The organism is Streptomyces sp. PKA51, from assembly GCF_057552455.1.
This window is the reverse complement of sequence record NZ_BAAJPZ010000020.1, coordinates 58,408-77,937: the sequence shown is the minus strand read 5'-3', so window position 1 is coordinate 77,937 and position 19,530 is coordinate 58,408. Positions and strand designations below refer to the sequence as shown.

General features: G+C 71.6%; 20 protein-coding genes. 11 read left to right on the top strand and 9 right to left on the bottom strand.

What is annotated here, in order from left to right; all coding sequences use genetic code 11:
• The first annotated feature begins 150 nt into the window (after window positions 1-150).
• Together AC27L3_RS24425 and AC27L3_RS24420 are read left to right on the top strand one after the other, a co-directional pair.
• Window positions 151-663, top strand: coding sequence for a carboxymuconolactone decarboxylase family protein (locus tag AC27L3_RS24425; protein WP_487236221.1), 513 nt, complete (start codon window positions 151-153; stop codon window positions 661-663).
• 10 nt (window positions 664-673) lie between these two features.
• Window positions 674-1,132 (top strand): GNAT family N-acetyltransferase, encoded by a 459-nt coding sequence (locus tag AC27L3_RS24420; protein ID WP_487236196.1) that lies wholly within the window; start codon window positions 674-676, stop codon window positions 1,130-1,132.
• A 387-nt stretch (window positions 1,133-1,519) separates the two neighbouring features.
• Here AC27L3_RS24420 and AC27L3_RS24415 read toward each other — a convergent pair whose 3' ends face one another.
• From AC27L3_RS24415 to AC27L3_RS24405, 3 genes are all read right to left on the bottom strand, one after another.
• The gene (locus tag AC27L3_RS24415; RefSeq protein WP_487236220.1) at window positions 1,520-2,257 is read right to left on the bottom strand and encodes an SDR family oxidoreductase; all 738 of its coding nucleotides are present in this window, start codon (window positions 2,255-2,257) and stop codon (window positions 1,520-1,522) included.
• Window positions 2,258-2,357: 100 nt separating this feature from the next.
• A complete protein-coding gene (locus AC27L3_RS24410) occupies window positions 2,358-3,209 on the bottom strand; it encodes an LLM class flavin-dependent oxidoreductase (protein ID WP_487236195.1) in 852 nt (283 codons plus the stop codon).
• 159 nt (window positions 3,210-3,368) lie between these two features.
• The gene (locus AC27L3_RS24405) at window positions 3,369-4,613 is read right to left on the bottom strand and encodes a helix-turn-helix domain-containing protein (RefSeq protein ID WP_487236194.1); all 1,245 of its coding nucleotides are present in this window, start codon (window positions 4,611-4,613) and stop codon (window positions 3,369-3,371) included.
• A gap of 182 nt (window positions 4,614-4,795) precedes the next feature.
• Here AC27L3_RS24405 and AC27L3_RS24400 point away from each other — a divergent pair, with 182 nt between their 5' ends.
• Window positions 4,796-5,332: a DUF4232 domain-containing protein gene (locus AC27L3_RS24400; RefSeq protein ID WP_487236193.1), complete on the top strand. Its 537-nt coding sequence runs from the start codon at window positions 4,796-4,798 to the stop codon at window positions 5,330-5,332.
• Window positions 5,333-5,666: 334 nt separating this feature from the next.
• On the opposite strand, the gene AC27L3_RS24395 is transcribed toward AC27L3_RS24400, so the two are convergent.
• The 3 genes from AC27L3_RS24395 to AC27L3_RS24385 all read right to left on the bottom strand — a co-directional run bounded on the left by AC27L3_RS24395 (window position 5,667) and on the right by AC27L3_RS24385 (window position 7,651).
• A complete protein-coding gene (locus tag AC27L3_RS24395; RefSeq protein WP_487236192.1) occupies window positions 5,667-6,485 on the bottom strand; it encodes a hypothetical protein in 819 nt (272 codons plus the stop codon).
• Between the two features lie 201 nt (window positions 6,486-6,686).
• Window positions 6,687-6,890, bottom strand: coding sequence for a DUF397 domain-containing protein (locus AC27L3_RS24390; protein ID WP_487236191.1), 204 nt, complete (start codon window positions 6,888-6,890; stop codon window positions 6,687-6,689).
• On the bottom strand, window positions 6,887-7,651 hold the full coding sequence (locus AC27L3_RS24385; RefSeq protein ID WP_487236190.1) for a helix-turn-helix domain-containing protein: 765 nt from the start codon (window positions 7,649-7,651) through the stop codon (window positions 6,887-6,889). The genes AC27L3_RS24390 and AC27L3_RS24385 overlap by 4 nt, the downstream gene beginning before the upstream one ends.
• 187 nt (window positions 7,652-7,838) lie before the next feature.
• Between AC27L3_RS24385 and AC27L3_RS24380 the strand changes: the two genes are divergently transcribed.
• Window positions 7,839-8,345 (top strand): ATP-binding protein, encoded by a 507-nt coding sequence (locus AC27L3_RS24380; RefSeq protein WP_487236189.1) that lies wholly within the window; start codon window positions 7,839-7,841, stop codon window positions 8,343-8,345.
• A gap of 25 nt (window positions 8,346-8,370) precedes the next feature.
• Window positions 8,371-9,360, top strand: a complete 990-nt coding sequence (locus AC27L3_RS24375) for an aromatic ring-hydroxylating oxygenase subunit alpha (RefSeq protein WP_487236188.1) — start codon at window positions 8,371-8,373, stop codon at window positions 9,358-9,360.
• A 7-nt stretch (window positions 9,361-9,367) separates the two neighbouring features.
• Here the strand turns inward: AC27L3_RS24375 and AC27L3_RS24370 are convergent, their stop codons facing one another.
• Window positions 9,368-9,994 carry a Uma2 family endonuclease gene (locus AC27L3_RS24370; protein ID WP_487236187.1) on the bottom strand — a complete coding sequence of 209 codons (627 nt, stop codon included), beginning with the start codon at window positions 9,992-9,994 and terminating at the stop codon, window positions 9,368-9,370.
• 165 nt (window positions 9,995-10,159) lie between these two features.
• On the opposite strand from AC27L3_RS24370, the gene AC27L3_RS24365 reads away from it, so the two are divergent.
• Entirely contained in the window at window positions 10,160-10,924 is a 765-nt protein-coding gene (locus AC27L3_RS24365) for a MerR family transcriptional regulator (RefSeq protein ID WP_487236186.1), read from the top strand.
• A 46-nt stretch (window positions 10,925-10,970) separates the two neighbouring features.
• Here the strand turns inward: AC27L3_RS24365 and AC27L3_RS24360 are convergent, their stop codons facing one another.
• Window positions 10,971-11,339, bottom strand: coding sequence for a YbjQ family protein (locus tag AC27L3_RS24360; protein WP_344438993.1), 369 nt, complete (start codon window positions 11,337-11,339; stop codon window positions 10,971-10,973).
• Between the two features lie 200 nt (window positions 11,340-11,539).
• On the opposite strand from AC27L3_RS24360, the gene AC27L3_RS24355 reads away from it, so the two are divergent.
• Both AC27L3_RS24355 and AC27L3_RS24350 read left to right on the top strand, forming a co-directional pair.
• Window positions 11,540-12,706 carry a DedA family protein gene (locus tag AC27L3_RS24355; RefSeq protein ID WP_487236185.1) on the top strand — a complete coding sequence of 389 codons (1,167 nt, stop codon included), beginning with the start codon at window positions 11,540-11,542 and terminating at the stop codon, window positions 12,704-12,706.
• Between the two features lie 135 nt (window positions 12,707-12,841).
• Window positions 12,842-14,530, top strand: a complete 1,689-nt coding sequence (locus AC27L3_RS24350; RefSeq protein WP_487236219.1) for a threonine/serine exporter family protein — start codon at window positions 12,842-12,844, stop codon at window positions 14,528-14,530.
• A 110-nt stretch (window positions 14,531-14,640) separates the two neighbouring features.
• On the opposite strand, the gene AC27L3_RS24345 is transcribed toward AC27L3_RS24350, so the two are convergent.
• Entirely contained in the window at window positions 14,641-15,138 is a 498-nt protein-coding gene (locus tag AC27L3_RS24345) for an inorganic diphosphatase (RefSeq protein ID WP_344439087.1), read from the bottom strand.
• A gap of 146 nt (window positions 15,139-15,284) precedes the next feature.
• Here AC27L3_RS24345 and dacB point away from each other — a divergent pair, with 146 nt between their 5' ends.
• From dacB to tilS, 3 genes are all read left to right on the top strand, one after another.
• On the top strand, window positions 15,285-16,694 hold the full coding sequence (gene dacB / locus AC27L3_RS24340; protein ID WP_487236184.1) for a D-alanyl-D-alanine carboxypeptidase/D-alanyl-D-alanine endopeptidase: 1,410 nt from the start codon (window positions 15,285-15,287) through the stop codon (window positions 16,692-16,694).
• Between the two features lie 443 nt (window positions 16,695-17,137).
• On the top strand, window positions 17,138-18,250 hold the full coding sequence (locus AC27L3_RS24335; RefSeq protein WP_487236183.1) for a zinc-dependent metalloprotease: 1,113 nt from the start codon (window positions 17,138-17,140) through the stop codon (window positions 18,248-18,250).
• Window positions 18,251-18,460: 210 nt separating this feature from the next.
• Window positions 18,461-19,486 (top strand): tRNA lysidine(34) synthetase TilS, encoded by a 1,026-nt coding sequence (gene tilS, locus AC27L3_RS24330; RefSeq protein WP_487236182.1) that lies wholly within the window; start codon window positions 18,461-18,463, stop codon window positions 19,484-19,486.
• Window positions 19,487-19,530 lie beyond the last annotated feature (44 nt).

Genomic DNA, 19,530 nt, shown 5'->3' with positions numbered 1-19,530 from the left:
TGCGAGTGCGCGGACTGTGGTGTGTCCTTCACCGACAACCCCTGAAATTTCTCGCCGGCTCTCGTCACACTCGTGCGTCGCCATCCGTCAAAGCAGTGAGAGCAACGTGATGACGCTGAGACGCCCGAAGGGGAGATGGCGATGACGACGATGACGACGACGGCTGCGCGTTCGATCACTGCCGAGGTGCAGGTGGGTCCGCGGATGTCCGATCCGGTGGAGCTCGTGCCCGAGCTCGCGGAGGTGTCCGCGGCCCTGTTCAAGGCCACCGGCAACCACTCGGTGCCGCGGAGCACGATCAGCCTGGTGCAGCTGCGCGCCGGGCAGATCGTCGCCAACACGTACCTGACCGTTCTGCACACGGGGTTCCTGCGCAAGATGGGGGAGTCCGAGGAGCGCATCACCTCGGTCGCCTCCTGGCAGGACTCTCCGTACTTCACCGCGCCGGAGCGCGCCGCGCTGGCCCTGGTGGAGGCGGTGCTGCAGCCCTCGGCGCAGGGGGAGCGGGTGTCCGACGAGCTCTACGCCGCGGTGGCCGAGCACTACGACGAGAAGGCCCTGGCCACGCTGATGATTGCGATCGGCCAGGTGAACTTCTTCATTCCGATCGCGCTCATAGCCAAGCCGGTGCCGGGCCGTTCGTTCAACGAGCCCTGGAGCTAGGCTCCCGGGCATGAACATGCCCACCCTTCGCCCCGCCACCCGCACCGATCTACCGGCCGTCCTGGCGTTGCTCGCCGACGAGGACACGGTGACTGACCCGGCGACGATCAGGGTCACGGAGGAGTACGAGCGCGCGTTCGCGGCGATCGACGCGGACCCGCGCAACGAAATGCTCGTCCTCGTCGATCCCGACGACGATGCGGTGCTGGGGTGCCTGCAGGCGACGTACATCCCGGGCCTGGGCAAGGGCGGGGCCGAGCGGGCACTGATCGAGGCGGTACGCATCCGGGCGGACCGGCGCGGTGGCGGCCTGGGCCGGATCCTGATGGAGCTGGCGACCGAGCGCGCCCGGGCCCGGGGGTGCGCACTGGTCCAGCTGACGAGCAACAAACGACGGGAGGACGCACACCGCTTCTACTCCACCCTGGGCTTCACCCCCACCCACGAGGGCTTCAAACTCCCCCTCTAGGCCGTGTCCGGCGGATCTTCGTCACGCGCCACCACGGCGCCCCGCAGGGGCGCGGGGAACTGCGCGACAAGCCACGACGGCGCCGCACCAACCCACGCAGGGTCCGCCCCCAGGGGCGCGGGGAACTGCGCGCCAAGCCACGACGCACCCGCAGACGGGGTGCCGTGCCTCGCCCGGGCCACGGGGTAGTACGTCGACTGCAGACCGTCGGTGGCCGATCGCGCAGTTCCCCGCGCCCCTACGGGGCGCCGCCTGACCCACCGACCAGGCCCCAGCCCACCCCAAGGGGCGCGGGGAACTGCGCGACAAGCCAGGACGGCGCCGCACCAACCCACGCAGGGCCCACCCCCAAAGGGGCGCGGGGAACTGCGCGAGAACCCGGAACCCTCAAGCCAGCCAGTCGGCATAGCGCGTGGGCGCAATGCGGGCACCGGCGTCCCCCGACACCGTGAGGACGTCCCCCTCAACGGCCGCAAACAACCCCGCACCGTCATCGGTGACGACGGTGCGCCCGTCGCCCTTGGCGGCCACCGTGCGGCGACCGAGTTCGTCGAGGGGGTACACGTCCGGCCCTGCGATGTTGAGGACGCCGTTCAAGGGCCTGCCCGAGGCGACCTCGGCCACCACCGCGGCGACGTCCGCAGCAGCGATCGGCTGCACAAGAGTGCGCGGCAAGCGCACCGTGCCGTCGTCCGCGGTCATGGCCATCGTCGCCTCCATGAATTCCATGAATTGCGTGGCGCGGACGATCGAGTAAGGGATCGGCCCGGCCTTCAAAACGTCCTCCTGGAGGACCTTGGCGCGGTAGTAGTCCAGGCCGGGCACACGGTCGGCGCCGACGATCGAGAGGATGACGAAGTGCCGGACCCCGCCCTTCGCGCTCGCGGCGAGAAGGTTGTCCATCGAGGTCCGGAAGAAGGAAAGGGAGGCGTTGTCGAAGGTCGGCGAGTTTGTCAGGTTGACGACGACGTCGGCGCCGGTGACGGCTGCTTCCACCCCGTCGCCGCTGACGACGTCCACGCCGGTGGACAGCGCGTGCGGTACGGCTCGGTGCCCGGCCGCGTTGAGGTTCTCGACGACCCGGGATCCGATGAGCCCGGTCCCGCCGATGACTGCGAACTCCATGGGCCGGCCTTCCTTCGGTCGGATGGTCATGCGGATCCCATCCTCGATGGTGTGGCCGTCCCGTCCAGTCCGCGACGCAGCGGCCGATCAGGTGGCGTTCTCAGACCAGCACGTCGGCCAGGCGGTCGATCTGATCGGCATCGGGCGACCAGCAGTAGAGCATGACCTCGTCGGCGCCGATGGCGACGAAGTCGTCGACCGCCTTGCGAATCGTCTCCGGCGTGGTGAGGAGTCCGTTGGCCACGTGGTCGGCGCGGCCGCTGAAGTCGTAGTACGCACGGATGTTGCGCCGGGCCTGCTCGACCGTGCCGGCCGGTCCGAGGGCGACATTGGCCTGGGCGACGAGCCGCGGCCGGCCGGGACGGTCGTGCTTCGTCCAGACGGCCTCGACGTCGCGGAACAGGCCGGCCATGAACTGCGGCGGCAGCGCGGCACCGAGGAATCCGTCGCCGAACCGGCCGACCCGCTCGATCGCCGCCGGGGCGAAGCCGCCGAAGAGCACTTCCGGCCCGCCGGGCGTCGCGGGCGCGGGGCCGATGGGGCCGACGCCTTCGCCGTACGCCTCGCCGCGCCACGCCCGCCGGAGCAGGGGCATCTGCTCGTCGAGGCGGCGGCCCCGGCGTCGGATGTCGATGCCTGCGGCCAGGCAGTCGTCCTCGCGACCGCCGATGCCGATGCCGAGCGTGAACCGGCCGCCCGAGATGCGGTCGAGGGTGGCCGTCTGCTTGGCGAGCATCGCCGTGTTGTGGACGGGCGCGATCAGCACCTCGGTCTGGAGGCGGATGCGCGACGTGGCGCCGGCGAGGGCCGCAAGGGTGACGAGGGGCTCGGGGTTGTCGAAGACGAGCCGGTCGAGCAGGCCGAGGGTGCTGAACGGCCCGGCATCGGCACGTCGGGCCCAGGTCAGCAGCAGGGCGGGGTCGTCGATGGGGAGGCCGAGGCCGATCTTCATGGGGAAATCCTCCGGAGGGCATGCCGAATTCGGGTGCCGCCCCTCCGTGGCTCCGCGCTGCTGTGCGCGGGCTTGCTCCCGTTCTGCGGCTGTGTTCCAGAGAGCGTGATCTTTAGAGTGCGGCGAAATTACCACGAGCGGCATGCCGCCGCCATCGCGTTAATGCCGCGCGTAGTCCTCCAGTGGCTCCCACGCCTTCTTCGCCATGTTGTACGTGTACTGCGGCCGCGACTTCACCGCACTCGTGCGGAACGGCCGGCCGTTGTCGTCGATCCGTAGCGTCCCGCGCCTCGCGCCGCTGCTCCATTCCAGGTCCAGGTACCAGGCGACGGCCCGTGTGTCCGTGTGGGCGACCACGTCAAGGACCTCGGGGTCGGAGGCCGAGACCCGGAAGGGGAAGCGGGCCGCCGGGAGTTCGACGTCGTTCTGGACTCCCGCCTTCGGTCGGGCGGCCGGGCGGTCCGTGTCGAGGTCGATGTCGAAGGTCCGCGGTGTCAGTCCGCTGCCGCATCCTTCGCCCATGGAGTAGCCGGTCCATTCCAGGGGATCCGTGTGGTCGACGACGTGGACGCTCAGTCCGTGCAGGACGACGGCTTCGCGTCCCTTCCCCTGGACGGTCACCTGGATCTGCATGCGTCCGCCCGCTACTGCGCGCATGCCGGTGACCCAGCGGCGGGCGTCGGTTCCTTCCGGGGGCGCCGGTACTTCGCGGGGGGTGCGCCCCGACACGTACATCGAGCCGCACCGGTCCTCCAGCGAGTACGCGCGGATGTCCGCCGCCAGCGGGGGCGGGCCCGGGGTGGTGGGGAGGGGGGAGGGGCCGGCCGGGTCCCACTGGGGGAACGGCAGCCCGGGGGAGCGGGAGATGTTCGTGTCCGGGGCCGAGCCCCGGTCGGGTTCCACGTTCCATGGGTTCGGACTGCCGCTCCCGGAAGCGGATCCGGCGGCGGCGCGAGGCGTTGCGCCCGTGCCGTGGTCGGCGGAGAAGTAGCTGCCGGCGAAGGCGGTCCCGACCGTCGCGACGCCGATCGCCATCGCGGCTATCAACGCCATACGGACGCGGCGTTGGCCGGATCCCACCGCCGCCACGGGAGCCACGGGCTCCGGCTCCGGATCCGCCTCCGCCGGAGGCTCCGGCGCCGGCGCCTTGCGCGCCGCCTCGCGTTCCGCGTCGGCGAGGATCCACAGCCGGTGGAGTTCGACCAGCTGTTCCCGCTCGGCCCCGCACGCTCGCGCGAACCGTTCCACCGCCGCGTACTCGGCCGGCACGGCCGCCCCGTTGCAGTACCGGTGCAGCGTCGACGTGCTCATGTGCAGCCGTTTCGCCAGGGCCGCGTAGCTCAGGCCCGCCCGGTCCTTCAGTTCGCTGAGCGCTCGCGCCAGCGCTTCCGTTCGTCCGGTCACCGCCCGGCAACCCCCTCGTACGACGTCGACCGTTCCGGTCCCGTGTTCCAAGGGCCGGAATTCCCCCAGGTCAGCCTAGGTGGAAGCGTTCGAATGTCCCGTAAGACACGGCAGGTGTTGAAGCCGGAATCGGTCATCTCGAAAGCTGAGTGCACTGCGCATCCACCTCAGGAGGAGCACTCATGCGTATCCGTACGTCCGCTGCCGTCACTGCCCTCGCCGCCGCGCTTCTCGCGGGCGCCATGACCACCTCGCAGGCCCGGGCGGCCGCGCCCGTTCCGCAGACGCGGCACGGCGCGGTCACTGCCACGTGCGACCTGAAGGACCTGTCTTTCACGGTCCGGAACGTCAGCCGTCCGATCAACCATGCGCTGCTGGTCGCCACCAACACCGGTTCGGCGCCCTGCAATGCCGTGCGCGCGCCGTTCGTCGGCTTCGACGACAACCAGTACGTCATCGGCTCCCTCGAAGCGTCCGCACCGCAGGCAGCCGTCACCCTGCGGCCGGGGCAGTCCGCCTACGCGGGCATCAAGACGTCCGCGGCGGACGACAGCGCCAGGTGGGGCTACTTCGCCGGGACCGCCCGCATCGGCCTGGACGCCGGCGACGGGGAGAGCGCGGGCACCGTCACCGTCCGCCTCCCGCAGAAGACGTGGATCGACGACACCGCCTGGGTCACCTACTGGCAGACGGATGCGGAGAGCGCCCTGTCCTGGTGACCGGCGCCCGGCCCCGGGCCATCGGTGGCCGATCGCGCCCACCTGGCGCTAGCCGCAGAGCGACTCTGCCCCGCGCCCCTATGGGGCGGCCGGTGGCGCGCCTTCGTTGTGCGGCGGTGCGCGACGAGCCACGGCGTGCCTGCAGGCGGGGTGCTCGGGGGTGGCGTGTTCGGCTGCGGGCCGTTGGTGGCTGATCGCGCAGTTCCCCGCGCCCCTATGGGGCGCTCCGTTGGGGCCCGGTGGGCCACTTTTGTCGTGCGGCGGTGCGGTGCCCCGTCAGGGGCGCGGGGAACTGCGCGACAAGCCACGGCGTGCCCGCAGGCGGGGTGCCGGGCTAGGCCCGCGTGAGCGACGTGACGAACCGGTCCCGCCCCGCCCGGCTCGCCGCCCTCGCGGCGGCGGCCAGGGCGGCGACGTCCACGGTGGCCGGTTCCTTCGGCGGACGGCCGTGACAGGCCCGGCACAGGCCGCCCGCCAGCGCCTCCGGCCGCCCGGGCGTCCCGCACCCCGTGCACTCCAGCAGCCGTACGACGGCCGCCGCCGGTGCCGGCGGTACGGGCGGCAGCTTGCCCCGCAACCGGGTACGGGCCAGGGCCCCCGGCGCGTGCACCACCGCCGGTAGCCCGGCGGTCAGCGCCCGTACCAGTGCCTCCCGCGTGGCCCCTCTCGCCAGCCACAGCGCCGCCAGCGGCGCCAGGGTGACGCACTCCGCGTGCGAGAGGCCCATCCGGCTGTCGGCCCGCCCGACGGCGGCCAGCGCCTCGTACGCCTCCCGCTCGTCGGCCGGTGCGGCCGCCTGCGCCTTCGGCTCGGGCGGCGCGTCAACCTTCAGGTACGCGCTCCACCACGCGTCGTCGCGCGCGGTACGCGAGAAGTACGTACGCCACACCCACTGCGTACGCCCCTCGCCCACGGTCTCGCGCACGCGCCGCAGGTGACCGGCCTCGGAGAGGTTCTCCAGGGCCCTGCGGACGGCCTGCTGGCCGTAGGGCAATGCCCTGGCCAGCGTCTTGATGTCCATCGCGGCCCCGTCGGGGAGCCGGTCCACGTACGTGGCGATGTACGCCTCGCGGACGGGAAGGTGCGCGAACATCTCCCGCGCACGGGGCGCCTGCTCCGGCGCCGACTGCTTGCCGTAGCCGGCTGCGGCCATGGGAGGGGCAGGGATAGTCTTGGCTTCAGCCACGGGATCGCCCTTATCGATCTTGGTGGTCAGACCCCCGTTTCGGTGTTGGCGCACCGGCGGGGGTTGCTTGTTGCTGCGCACGCTACAGGGCGAGTGCGGGGCGTGGCGACCCGCTTGCGCAAAGTCATGTGCGTGTGCTGGGGCGGCACTTGGGAGGGTGGGTGGGTTTCAACCCACCGCCCATTCCTTATGGGGTCGCTCGACTCCCGACGCCCGAAGCTCGGCCGTGAACCGGGCCCAGCTCGCGGGCGCGATCCGTATTCGGGAGGACCCGAGCTTCGAGTCCCGGACTAGCACCTTGCCGTGGGGCATGGCCACTTCAACGCATTGCCCGCCGTCGTCATTGCTGTGACTGGACTTGAACCATCTCATAGCTCTTGCAACACCTTTTCGATGAATGACACAGCTTCCTCGGCGCTCAGTGCCTCGGCGCGGATCAGCCCGTAGCGGTGGTTGAAGTCGCTGACAATGCCCGCGTCGGAATGCAGCGCGCTGATGTTCTGCCCCTCCACATAGGCGAGGAGCCGATGGGTGGGTGTCACCAGCAAGGTGAACGGTCCGGAGAGGCTGGTCGGGGTCTGCCTGTCCGCAGGCAGAATCTGCAACCAGACATTGCGCAGTTGGCTGACTTCCTGCAGGTGTTCCAACTGTGCCTTCATGACGGCCGGGCCTCCTACGTTCGTCCGGAGTGCCGCCTCGTAGATCACGTAGTGGAATGGGGCAAGCGGCTTGCGCCGGAGCTTCGCCTGTCGCTGCAGACGCTGAGCTACGCGTTGTTCCACGAGCTCTTCGTCCACCGGCGGCCAAGCGCCGCGGCCCATGAGGGTGCGAGCGTAGTCCTCTGTCTGCAGCAACCCGGGGACGTACAAGGTCTCGTAAGACGAGACCGAAAGCGCCTCGGCCTCCGCGGCGAAGAATTCACGGTACTGAGGCGCATGACGGCTCGGCTCCAGGTACTCATGCGCCGCCACCACCAACCCCCGCGCCCCGCACAGGTCGTCCGTCACCTGCAGCAGGTGGAGGTTCGCCCGGCGTCGACCCTGTTCGACCGACTTGATGAACTCGACGCTGAATCCCGCCTCTTCGGCCAGCTGCTCCCGGCTGACGCCGGCGAGCGTGCGCCACAGCTTCATCTGGTGGCCGCAGTATCGCCAAGCAATTGGCGGTTCGGGGTTTCCGTTCCTCACCGTGCTGCCCTCCCCGGGTCCCATGCGTACGCACGCGATCCGTACCAACGTCGGTACTCCCGTCCGACGATTCCAGGCCAGGAGGGTTTGAGCCGCGTAGTTGCGAAAACAGACCCCCATCCGAGGACCTCTCATGCCCACCCTCGTCTCCGTAGACGCACCCGCCCAGTACGTCTGGTGGCGCCTGCCGCGGCACGCTCGTAGTGCCGCGCGGGCGAGTGCCCTTCTCCGGGAGCGGGCCCGGCTGTGGCAGCTGCCGGCCGGGACCGCCGAGACCGCTGTCCTGCTGCTCAGTGAGCTGGTCGCCAACGCGTGCCGGCACGCACGCGTGTCGCCCGGCAGGCAGGTCCACGCGTTGTGCGTGGTCCGTGGCGAAAAACTGCGCATCGAGGTGTCGGATGCGGGTGACGGCTTCCCGTGCGTGAGGGAGCCGAGGCCGTTGGCGGAGGCCGGGCGCGGGTTGCGCGTGGTGGCGGCGCTGGCGGATGCGTGGGGCGCGGTTCCGCGGCCGTACGGGATCGGGAAGACGGTGTGGTGCGAGCTGACGATCGGGCCGGACGGCTCGGGGGCGCACGCGGGGGCGCACGAAAACGGAATGCATCATTCAGAGGGCGGGGGTGATCGCTCCTCGTTTGGGTGAGTATGCGCAACGGCAGTATTTGGCCGTGGAGGTCATCCCGTCCGCGAACCCCAATCGCCCCGCGCCGCTGCCGTACCCGCGCGGCTGGTTCTGCCTGGCGTCGAGCAAGGAGCTGAAGGCGGGGACGGTGGCGACGCGGCGGCTGGCCGGCGAGGACGTGGTGCTGTACCGGACGCGGGGCGGGCGGGTGCGGGCGACGCGCCCGTACTGCCCGCACCTGGGGGCGCACCTGGGGTTCGGGGGGAGGGTGGACGGGGAGTACCTGGTCTGCCCGTTCCACGGGTTCGCGTACGGGCTGGACGGCACGTGCCGGCGCAGGCCGGGCGGCGGGGAGCCGCCGGACGCGGCGCGGCTGTCGATGCTGCCGGTGCGCGAGGCGAACGGCATGGTGTACGTCTGGTACGACGAGCGGGGTGCGGAGCCGGACTGGCACCCGCCGGAGCTGCCGGAACCGGGCTGCTACAGCGTGCCGGGGCAGCGGCTGCTCCTGGCGGACACGCATCCGCAGGAGGTGGCGGAGAACATCTCCGACTACGGCCACATGGGGCCGGTGCACGGGTTCGCGGAGACGCAGGTGCTGGTGTCGGCGCGGACGGAGGGCCCGGTGCGCAGCGTACGGCTGCGGGCGCTGCGGAACCTGCCGGTGGTGGGGCGGGTACCGGTGGAGTACACGGTGCGGCAGTTCGGGCTGGGGCTGGTGCTGGCGGAGGTGGAGATCGCACCGCTGGGCCTGTCGATGCGGATGTGGGTGAACCCGACGCCGGTGGGGGCGTGGCGGACGCAGTTGCGGGTGTTCGTGTGCAGTGCGGTGACCCTGCCGTGGGAGCCGCCGGCGGCGGCCGCGGCGTGGCTGGTGACGCGGTGCGGGGTGGCGTGGCTGGCGAAGGACGTACGGCGGGACGTCGAGATCTGGCACCGCAAGCGGTACCTGGCGGAGCCGTGCCTCACGCCCGACGACGGGCCGGTGGGGGAGCTGCGGCGCTGGGCCCGCCAGTTCTACCCGCGGGGGGCGTGAGCCGGGCTCACACCCCGTCGCTCACGTCGCGCAGGTCGATCTCGATGGGGAAGGGAAAGTCGGTCTTGAGGGTGCCGACATGGTGGAGGGGCTCCGGCGTGTACCGGCCTGTTTCGCGATCGAGCCGGTATTCGTGCACCTCCGGAGCGCCGTCCTCGCCGCGCTCGACGCGCCAGTAGGCGTCGACCCCGGATTCGGCGAACATGCCCGGCTTCATGAAGCGATCTTCCTTGCGGGACCCGCGGGAGACGACTTCCACAATGAGTGAGACCCGTTCGACAGGCACGCACTCCAGGGTCTGGAGGTCCAGGCCGCTCTTGTCGAAGACCACGACATCCGGGCGTGGCGCATTCTGCTCGTCGATCATCACCCAGCGCTCGGCGTTGACGTGGCACGGCGCACGCTGGGCCATCCTCAGGCGGAGGAAGAGCGAGTCCCGCACTTCGTCATGCCACCACACGGTTGCGCCTCGTACCACGATGTTCCCATCCACGAGTTCCCAGTCGAACGGCAGGACCAGCTCCTTCACCTGGTCGTACGCCCAGCCGTTTGCCGGCGGGTACATCCAGTTCTCAGGGGTCGCCTTCTCCCACGGCGAGTGGTGTGCGGCTTCTGCGGCCATCGCTGCTCCCATGGCGGGATCGTGGTGTCGGACAAGGGCGTGACGCCTCGAAAACGACGTTACCGCCACCCGACCGGGTGATGCGGTACCGAAATCGCCCCCGCATCCAGCGGACTTGCACCTCACGTCACGTGAGGACGCATCGTGGAGCGCGCCAGAGAAAGAAGGAGCGCGGACATGAGTTATTCCGTGGGACAGGTTGCCGACTTCGCCGGTGTCACCGTGCGGACGCTGCACCACTACGACGAGATCGGGCTGCTCGTGCCCTCCGGCCGGAGCCTTGCCGGGCACCGGCGGTACGAGGACGCCGATCTCGACCGGCTGCAGCAGATCCTGTTCTACCGGGAGCTCGGGTTCTCGCTCGACGAGGTGGCGGCACTGCTGGACGACCCGGATGCCGATCCGATGGCGCACCTGCGCCGGCAGCACGAGCTGCTGCAGGGACGGATCGACCGGTTGCAGCAGATGGCCGCCGCCGTGGAGCACGCCATGGAGGCACGAAAGATGGGGATCAACCTCACGCCGGAGGAGAAGTTCGAGGTCTTCGGGGACTTCGACCCGGAGCAGTACAAGGACGAGGTCCAGGAGCGCTGGGGCGACACCGACGCGTACCGGCAGTCGCAGGAGCGTACGGCGAAGTACACGAAGGAGGACTGGCTGCGCATCCAGGCCGCGGCCGACGACCTCAACCGGCGGATCGCCGACCTGATGGCTTCCGGCGCGGCCGCCGACTCGGAGGCGGCGATGGACCTCGCCGAGGAGCACCGGCAGCAGATCGCGCAGTTCTACTACGACTGCTCGTACGAGATGCACACGTGCCTGGGGGAGATGTACGTGGCGGACGAGCGGTTCACCGCCACGTACGAGGCGATCCGCCCGGGCATGGCGGCCTACCTCAAGGACGCGATCACCGCGAACGCGTCCCGCCACAGCGCTCTGTAAGGGGGGCGCGCCCTGTAAGGGGCGCGCCCCTGCGGGGCGCCTGGCGTCATGCGTGCGGGGAGACCACGACCGCCGTGCCGTAGGCGCAGACCTCCGTGCCGACGTCCGCCGCCTCGGTGACGTCGAAGCGGAACATGAGCACGGCGTTGGCCCCCCGCGCGCGGGCCTGCTCGACGAGGCGCTCCATGGCCTGGTTGCGGGTCTCGACGAGGGTCTTGGTCAGGCCCCGCAGCTCGCCGCCGATCAGCGACTTCAGACCGGCGCCGATCTGGCTGCCGATGTGACGGGAGCGGACGGTCAGACCGAAGACCTCGCCGATGACCTTGTCGACGCGGTAGCCGGGGATGTCGTTGGTCGTGACCACGAGGACATCGGGGTTCTCCGCCTGACCGCCGCCGTACTCGTCGATGCCCATGTGAGCCACCTCTTCCGTCTGTATGTGCAGTTTTGCCGTCTGCTGTCCGTGACGCACGCCGGAGCGGCGGGGTTGCGCCGTACGGTGGAACCCGGGGGGCGGCGGTTCGCGTTGGTACCTTTGAGCCGCACGGCCGTACTTTCGTACTTTCGCCTCTCGCCTCCGCCTCCTCTCTTCTCCTCCACCCAGGAGCTCACCCCGTGACCCCGATCACCCTCGCGCTCGGCCCGCAGTGGCTGGACTCGGATTACCTGATCGGCCAATTCGGCATCTTCGGTGTCCTGGCCATCGTCTTCGCCGAGTCCGGCCTGCTCATCGGCTTCTTCCTGCCCGGCGACTCGCTGCTGTTCACGACGGGGCTCCTGGTCACGACGGGCAAGCTGCACTACCCCCTGTGGGCCGTGTGCGTCATGGTCTGGCTGGCGGCGGTGCTGGGCGATCAGGCGGGCTACCTGTTCGGGCGGAAGGTGGGCCCGGCGCTGTTCCGGCGGCCCGACTCGAAGCTGTTCAAGCAGGAGAACGTCGAGAAGGCGCACGAATTCTTCGAGAAGTACGGACCGAAGTCGCTGGTCCTGGCGCGCTTCGTGCCCATCGTGCGCACCTTCACGCCGATCATCGCCGGCGTGAGCCGGATGAACTACCGCTCCTTCCTGATCTTCAACATGATCGGCGGCGCGCTGTGGGGTGCCGGCGTGACGCTGCTGGGGGCGGCGCTGGGCAATGTGGAATTCGTCCACAAGAACATCGAGGCGATGCTCGTCGCGATCGTGCTGGTGTCGGTGGTGCCGATCGCGATCGAGTTCCTGCGGGCGCGGAGCAAGGCGAAGAAGGCGGCGGCCGAGGAACCGGAGCTGGAGCCGGAGCCGGAGCCCGTGCGGGTGCCGGCGCCTGCGTCGTACGCGCCGGTGCCGGCCCCGGCGGCCGCGGCCGCGGTGCCGGCGCCCGCTCCCGGGATGGAGGCCCCGGGCGGGTACGACTACCAGTACCAGGGTGGCTACCAGCAGCAGCCCGGTTACGGGTACCAGCAGCCGGGCGGGTACGCGCAGCACGGCGGTGGCTACCAGCAGCAGGGTGGCGGCTACCAGCAGGGCGGCGACTACCAGGGCGGTGCGTACGGGGACGCTGCGTACGGGAACGGTGCGTACGGGGACGCTGCGTACGGCGGCTACCAGAATGGTGACCAGCAGGGTTACCAGGACCACCAGCAGTACCCGCAGCAGCAGTACCAGCAGCCGCAGCCGCAGGCGCAGTATCCGCAGCCGCAGCAGCCGCAGTACCCCCAGCAGCAGTACCCGCAGCAGCCCCAGCGGCGCGACCCCGACGACGACTGGCCCCACGACGGGCACGGGCGGCACGCCCGCTACTGATATCGGTGGTTTGCGACGAATGAGGGGCCCCCGCGGGGCCCCTCATTCCGTTTATGGGCCCCCGGTGCGCAGCCGTTCCGGCCTCCATGCATGCTGGCGGTAACAGGAGTGCCTGACGAGGAGCACGTGGAGCACGTGGTGGCTGATCGGCAGCGCGGCGGCGACGCTTCCGAACCGGAAGACCGCAAGCCGCAGTCCGACGAGGCGCGCAGCGCCTTCACCCCGCCCTTGGGCGTGCCGCTGCCCCCACCGCCGGAGGACGAGCATCCGACGTCGGAGTTCGCCCTTCCGAACGGGGTGGCGGAGCCCGAGACCGAGCCGGAGGAACGTTCCGCCTTCGCCCCGCCTGGCGGGCGCGGCGTACCGGCCGGCGTGCAGGGACCGCCCGTCCACCCCGCCTTCACCCCGCCGTACGGCATGCCCCTGATCAGCCTGACCAAGGAAACCCCCTGGCAGGACCGCATGCGCACCATGCTGCGCATGCCGCTCGCCGAGCGCCCGGTGCCCGAGCGGATGGAGAAGCAGGAGGAGGAACCGGCCCTGCCGGTGCCCCGCATCCTCGACCTGACGCTGCGCATCGGCGAACTGCTGCTCGCCGGCGGCGAGGGGGCCGAGGACGTCGAGGCGGCGATGTTCGGCGTCGCCCACGCGTACGGGCTGGCGCGGTGCGAGCCGACGGTGACGTTCACGCTGCTGTCCGTCAGCTACCAGCCGTCGCTGGTCGAGGACCCGGTCACCGCCAGCCGTACGGTACGGCGGCGCGGCACGGACTACACGCGGCTGTCGGCGGTCTTCCGGCTCGTCCACGACATCACCACCCAGGGCCTGACCCTGGAGGAGGCGTACCGGCGGCTCGCCGAGATACGGCGCAACCGCCACCCGTACCCCAGCTGGGCCCTGACGGCCGCGGCCGGCCTGCTGGCGGGCGGGGCGTCCCTGCTCGTCGGGGGCGGGATCGTGGTGTTCCTCGCGGCGGCCGCCGGAGCGATGCTCGGCGACCGGCTGGCGTGGCTGGCGTCCGGGCGCGGGCTGCCGGAGTTCTACCAGTTCGTGGCGGCGGCCATGCCGCCGGCGGCGATGGGCGTGGCACTGAGCGCCGGCCAGCAGTACGTCCACGTCCAGGCGTCCGCGGTGATCACCGGTGGGCTGTTCGCGCTGCTGCCCGGACGCGCACTGGTCGCGGGCGTGCAGGACGGCCTGACCGGCTTCTACATCACCGCCGCCGCGCGCCTGCTCGAAGTCGTCTACCTGGTCGTCGGCATCGTCTGCGGCGTCCTCGTCGTGCTGTACGGCGGCGTACACATCGGCGGCGGCACGCTCAACCCGGAAGCGGTCCTGCAACGACAGGAACGTCCCGTCATCCAGATCGTGGCGGCGATGCTGCTGGTCGCGGCCTTCGCGGTCCTGCTGCAACAGGAACGCAACACGGTGCTCGCGGCCACCCTGAACGGGGCCGTGGCCTGGATCGTCTACGGCGCGCTCGCCGACACGGCCGGACTCGACCCGGTGCCGGCCACCGCCATCGCGGCGGGACTGGTGGGCCTCTTCGGGCAGCTGATGTCGCGGTACTGGTACACGTCCGCACTGCCGTACGTGACGGCGGCGATCGGACCGCTGCTGCCGGGTAGCGCGATGTACTTCGCGCTGCTGAACTTCGCGAAGAACGAGCTCAACACGGGGATCGCGAGCCTGACGAAGGCGGCGGCGCTGGCGCTGGCCATTGCGATCGGGGTGAACCTCGGAAGCGAGATGGCGCGCCTCTTCCTGAAGGTCCCGGGCGAGGCGGCCCACCGCCGCGCCGCGAAGCGCACCCGCGGCTTCTAGGGGCTGCGCCCCGCAGAGGTACGCCCCGCGCCCCTACGGGGCGCTCGTCACGGCGTGCGGGGCAGGGGGCCCACGAGGGCACCCCTACCCGCAAAACGACCCCGTAGGGGTCAGTGGTGGGCGCCGCCCGCCGCCTCAAGGCGCTTGTAGGACGCCTCGATCTCCGCCTCGGCCTCCGCGCGACCGACCCAGTCCGCACCCTCGACGGACTTGCCGGGCTCCAGGTCCTTGTAGACCTCGAAGAAGTGCTGGATCTCCAGGCGGTCGAACTCCGACACGTGGTGGATGTCGCGCAGGTGCTCCATGCGCGGGTCGTTCGCCGGCACGCACAGCAGCTTGTCGTCGCCGCCGGCCTCGTCCGTCATGCGGAACATGCCGATGGCGCGGCACTTGATGAGGCAGCCCGGGAAGGTGGGCTCGTCCAGGATGACCATGGCGTCCAGCGGGTCGCCGTCCTCGCCGAGGGTGTTCTCGACGAAGCCGTAGTCGGCCGGGTAGCTGGTGGAGGTGAACAGGCGGCGGTCCAGACGGATGCGACCGGTCTCGTGGTCCACCTCGTACTTGTTCCGCGAACCCTTCGGGATCTCGATGGTGACGTCGAACTCCACGGGTGGCTCCTTCATGATCAACACATACGTCTGGTGATTAAGTGTCCCCCACGCAGGTGTGTGGTGGCGAAAGGGGCTGGTCCGTGGTGCCGGAGGCCGGGCGCTGGCAGGTCGGGCGGTGGCGTGGGGCATGGCGTGACGCCCCTGTGACGCGGCGCCGGACCGTGCGGTTCGTCGCCGCCTCGGCCGTGGCCGGCCTGGCGCTCGGGACCGGTGCGGCGGCCGTGGCCGGGCCCTGGGACGGAGGTCAGCGTACGGCCGAACGGGCGCGTGCGGAGCACGTCCGGGCGGGTGTCGGGGGTGGCGCGCGTCACGCCGGGCCGCAGGCGGCGCCCGTACCGCCGGTACTGGGTGCCCTGCGCGCAGGTCGCGGCGAACCGGCGGGGCTCGCGGCGGCCCTGGAACCGCTCCTGCAGGATCCGGCACTCGGTTCCGCCGGGCGGGCGGCGGCGGTGGTCGACGCGTTGACGGGCGAGAAGCTGTACGGCTCCGGGGAGCGCGACGCGTACACCCCCGCCTCCACGATCAAGCTCGCCACGGCCGCCGCCGCGCTGGCCGCGCTCGGCCCGGAGCACCGCATCGCGACCACGGTGGTGGGCGGCGGCCCGGACGGCGGCATCGTGCTCGTCGGTGGCGGGGACCCCACCCTGACCGCCCGCCCGGAACGCGACGGCGGCTCCGCCGGCGCCAGCCTCGCCGAGCTCGCGGACGCGACGGCAGGGTCGCTCAAGGCGCGCGGCACCGAGCGGGTCCGGCTGGGGTACGACGCCTCGCGGTACGCGGGGCCCCCGCTGCACGTCATCGGGCCGAACGAGAACATCGCCCCGGTCAGCGCCCTCATGGTCGACGAGGGCCGCCTCGACGACTCCGACCGCGGCCCGGCGGAGCGCACGGCGGACCCGGCGGGGGATGCGGCCCGCACCTTCGCGGCGATGCTGCGGGAGCGGGGCATCGAGATCGACGGCGACGTCGCGGAAGGCCGGGCGCAGGCGGGCGCGCCGCGCCTGGCCTCCGTCTCCTCCGCGCCGCTGGCGGCCCTGGTGGAACGGGCCCTCACCAACAGCGACAACGACATCGCCGAGGCCCTCGCCCGGCAGACGGCGATCGCGGGCGGCGAGGAGGCCGGCTTCGCGGGTGCGGCGCGGGCCGTGACGGCGCAGCTGACGAAGCTGGGCCTGCCGATGGACGGCGTCCGCATCGCGGACGGCAGCGGCCTCGACCGTGCGGACCGCGCGACCGCGGACTTCCTGGCACGCCTGCTCGTGACCGCCGCCGGCCCCGGCCGCCCCGGCCTGCGGCCGGTCCTCACGGGCCTGCCGGTGGCGGGCTTCACGGGGACCCTGCGGGAGCGGTACGTGGCGGGAACGCAGGGACGCGGCCTCGTACGGGCCAAGACGGGCACGCTCACCGGCGTGAACACGCTGGCCGGCACGGTGGTGACGCCGTCGGGCCGCCTGCTCGCCTTCGCGTTCCTGGCATCGGGCACGACGGACGCGGACGCGGCCCAGAAGGCACTCGACCGCCTGGCGACAACGCTGGCGTCGACGACGGACTGACCCTGCGGGGCCTTTCCCCCACCCCGCCCCTTCCCGAAACCGGGGCTCCGCCCCGGCCCCCCGGGCCGGTGCACGCCGGTGGGCCGGTTTGTGCCCACCCGTGCCTCCCCCAGCTACCGCTGGGAGGTGCCCCCAGCGGCACGATTGCCCACCAACCGGCAGGTGCACCGGCCCGGGGGCGCGCCCCGTCAGGGGCGCGGGGAACTGCGCGACAAGCCACGACGTGCCCGCAGTCGGCCTCGGGGTGGTGCGTCGGCTGCGGGCCGTCGCGGGCCGATCGCGCCCACGCGGCGGCAGCCGCAGATCGACACCGCCCCGCGCCCCTGACGGGGCACCCGTGCACCGGTCCGGGGTCCGGGGCGGAGCCCCGGGGAGTGGGGAGGGGCGGGATTGGGGAAAGACCACCGCCCCAACCACCGTGCGGCGCACGTACCGTGAAAGGCATGACAAGCGGCAACGGCAACGCACCGGAAATGGTCGACTGGAAGCTCGCAGCCGCAACCGCGGCCCGTCTCGTCCGCCCCGGGCCGGACGTCACCCGTGACGAGGCCCGCGACATCGTCGCCGAGCTCCGGCGGCATGCGACCGCGGCGGAGGAGCACGTCCGCGGGTTCACCCGCATGGTGGCGGCGTCCGACACCCCCGTCCCCGTCCTCGTCGTGGACCGTCCCGGCTGGATCCGCGCCAACGTCGCCGGTTTCCGCGCGCTGCTGACGCCGCTGCTGGACAAGATGTCCGACCGGCGCAGCAATCTGCCCGGCGGGGCGGTCCTGGGGGCCGTCGGCGGCAAGGTGACGGGCGTGGAGCTGGGGATGCTGCTGTCGTTCCTGGCCTCGCGCGTGCTGGGCCAGTACGAGACGTTCGCGCCCGGCAGCGAGGATCTGCCGGGCGGCGGGGGCCGTCTGCTGCTCGTCGCGCCGAACATCGTCCAGGTCGAGCGCGAGCTGGAGGTGGATCCGCACGACTTCCGCCTGTGGGTGTGCCTGCACGAGGAGACGCACCGGACGCAGTTCGCGGCGGTGCCGTGGCTGCGGGACCACATCGAGGGCGAGATCCGGACGTTCCTGAGCGAGACGGACGTCGATCCGGCGACGCTGCTGGAGCGGGTGCGGGAGGCGGCGCAGTCGCTGGCGGGGGGCCGGCCGCCAGAGGGGGAGGGGCGCAGCATCGTGGAGCTGGTGCAGACCCCGGCGCAGCGGGAGGTGCTGGCCCGGCTGACGGCGGTGATGTCGCTGCTGGAGGGGCACGCGGACTATGTGATGGACGGCGTGGGCCCGCAGGTGGTGCCGTCGGTCGCGGAGATCCGGGAGAAGTTCCAGAAGCGGCGGGCCAGTGGTGCCGGCCGGCTGGACGCGGCGCTGCGCAAGTTGCTGGGTCTGGACGCCAAACTGCGGCAGTACCGTGATGGGGAGCGGTTCGTACGGGCCGTGGTGGACGAGGTCGGCATGGACGGGTTCAACAGGGTCTGGACGTCGCCGAACACACTGCCGACGAAGGCCGAGATCGCCAAACCGGCGGACTGGGTCGCACGGGTGCACGGCACGACGGCCGGGTGAGCCGGTCACGCCCCGTGGTCGCGGGGCGTACCGGAAGAACGCTCCCGTAATCACCCGTCCGAGGGACCGTAAGGCAAGGGTGGGCGTGCGATGCTCGGGTAAAGGCTCGTCTCTGTCACCATCGACGTACACAGCGTGACGGAAGGCAGCGGAAGTCTCGCGATACTTCCTCGGGCACCCCCTCCGAATGGAACGATTGGACACACGGACATGGGTCCACACCCCGCGGTCGCGGCGATACGCCTGGCGGTTCGCCGCGTCCTCCACGACGTCCTGACCATGCCCCCCGACTCCTCCCCGAAGCCCCTCGCACAGGACGGCCGCCCCCCGCTCGTCCTGGTCGCGTGCTCCGGCGGCGCCGACTCCATGGCGCTCGCCTCCGCGCTCGCCTTCGAGGCTCCCCGGCTGGGCCTGCGGGCCGGCGGGGTGACCGTGGACCACGGTCTGCAGCCGGGTTCCGACCTGCGTGCCGCCGAGGTCGCCAGCCGCCTGCGGGCCCTCGGCCTCGACCCGGTGGAGGCCGTGCAGGTCGACGTGGGCCGGGACGGCGGTCCGGAGGCCGCCGCCCGTGACGCCCGCTACGCCGCGCTGGACGCCGTCGCCGAGCGGCACGGTGCCACCGCGGTCCTCCTCGGTCACACCCGCGACGACCAGGCCGAGACGGTTCTGCTGGGCCTGGCCCGCGGCTCCGGCATCCGTTCGCTGTCGGGGATGGCCATCACCTCCGGCCACGGCGGCCGCTACCGCAGGCCGTTCCTCGGCCTGGACCGGCAGACCGCGCGCAAGGCGTGCATGGTCCAGGCGCTCCCCGTCTGGGACGACCCCCACAACGCCGACCCCGCCTACACCCGCTCCCGGGTGCGGCACGAGGCCCTGCCCGTCCTGGAGAAGGCGCTCGGCAAGGGCGTCGTGGAGGCCCTCGCCCGTACCGCCCAGCTCTCCCGGGACGACGCCGACGCCCTGGACTCCTGGGCCGCCGCGGTCGAGCCCTCCGTCCGGGACGCCGCGGGCGACCTGGAGGTCGCCAAGCTCTACGCCCTGCCCGTCGCCGTGCGCCGCCGCGTGCTGCGCCGCGCGGCCATCGCCGCGGGCTCGCCGGCGGGTTCGCTCTTCGCCCGTCACCTGGAGGAAGTCGACCGGCTGATCACCGGTTGGCGCGGTCAGGGGGCGATCAACCTGCCCGGGCGCGTGGCCGTTCGCAGGCAGGGTGGCAGACTGGTGCTCCGGCAGGGCTGACGCGAGCGGGGCGATCGACGCGCCGCCGGGCCGGACGAGTCGTA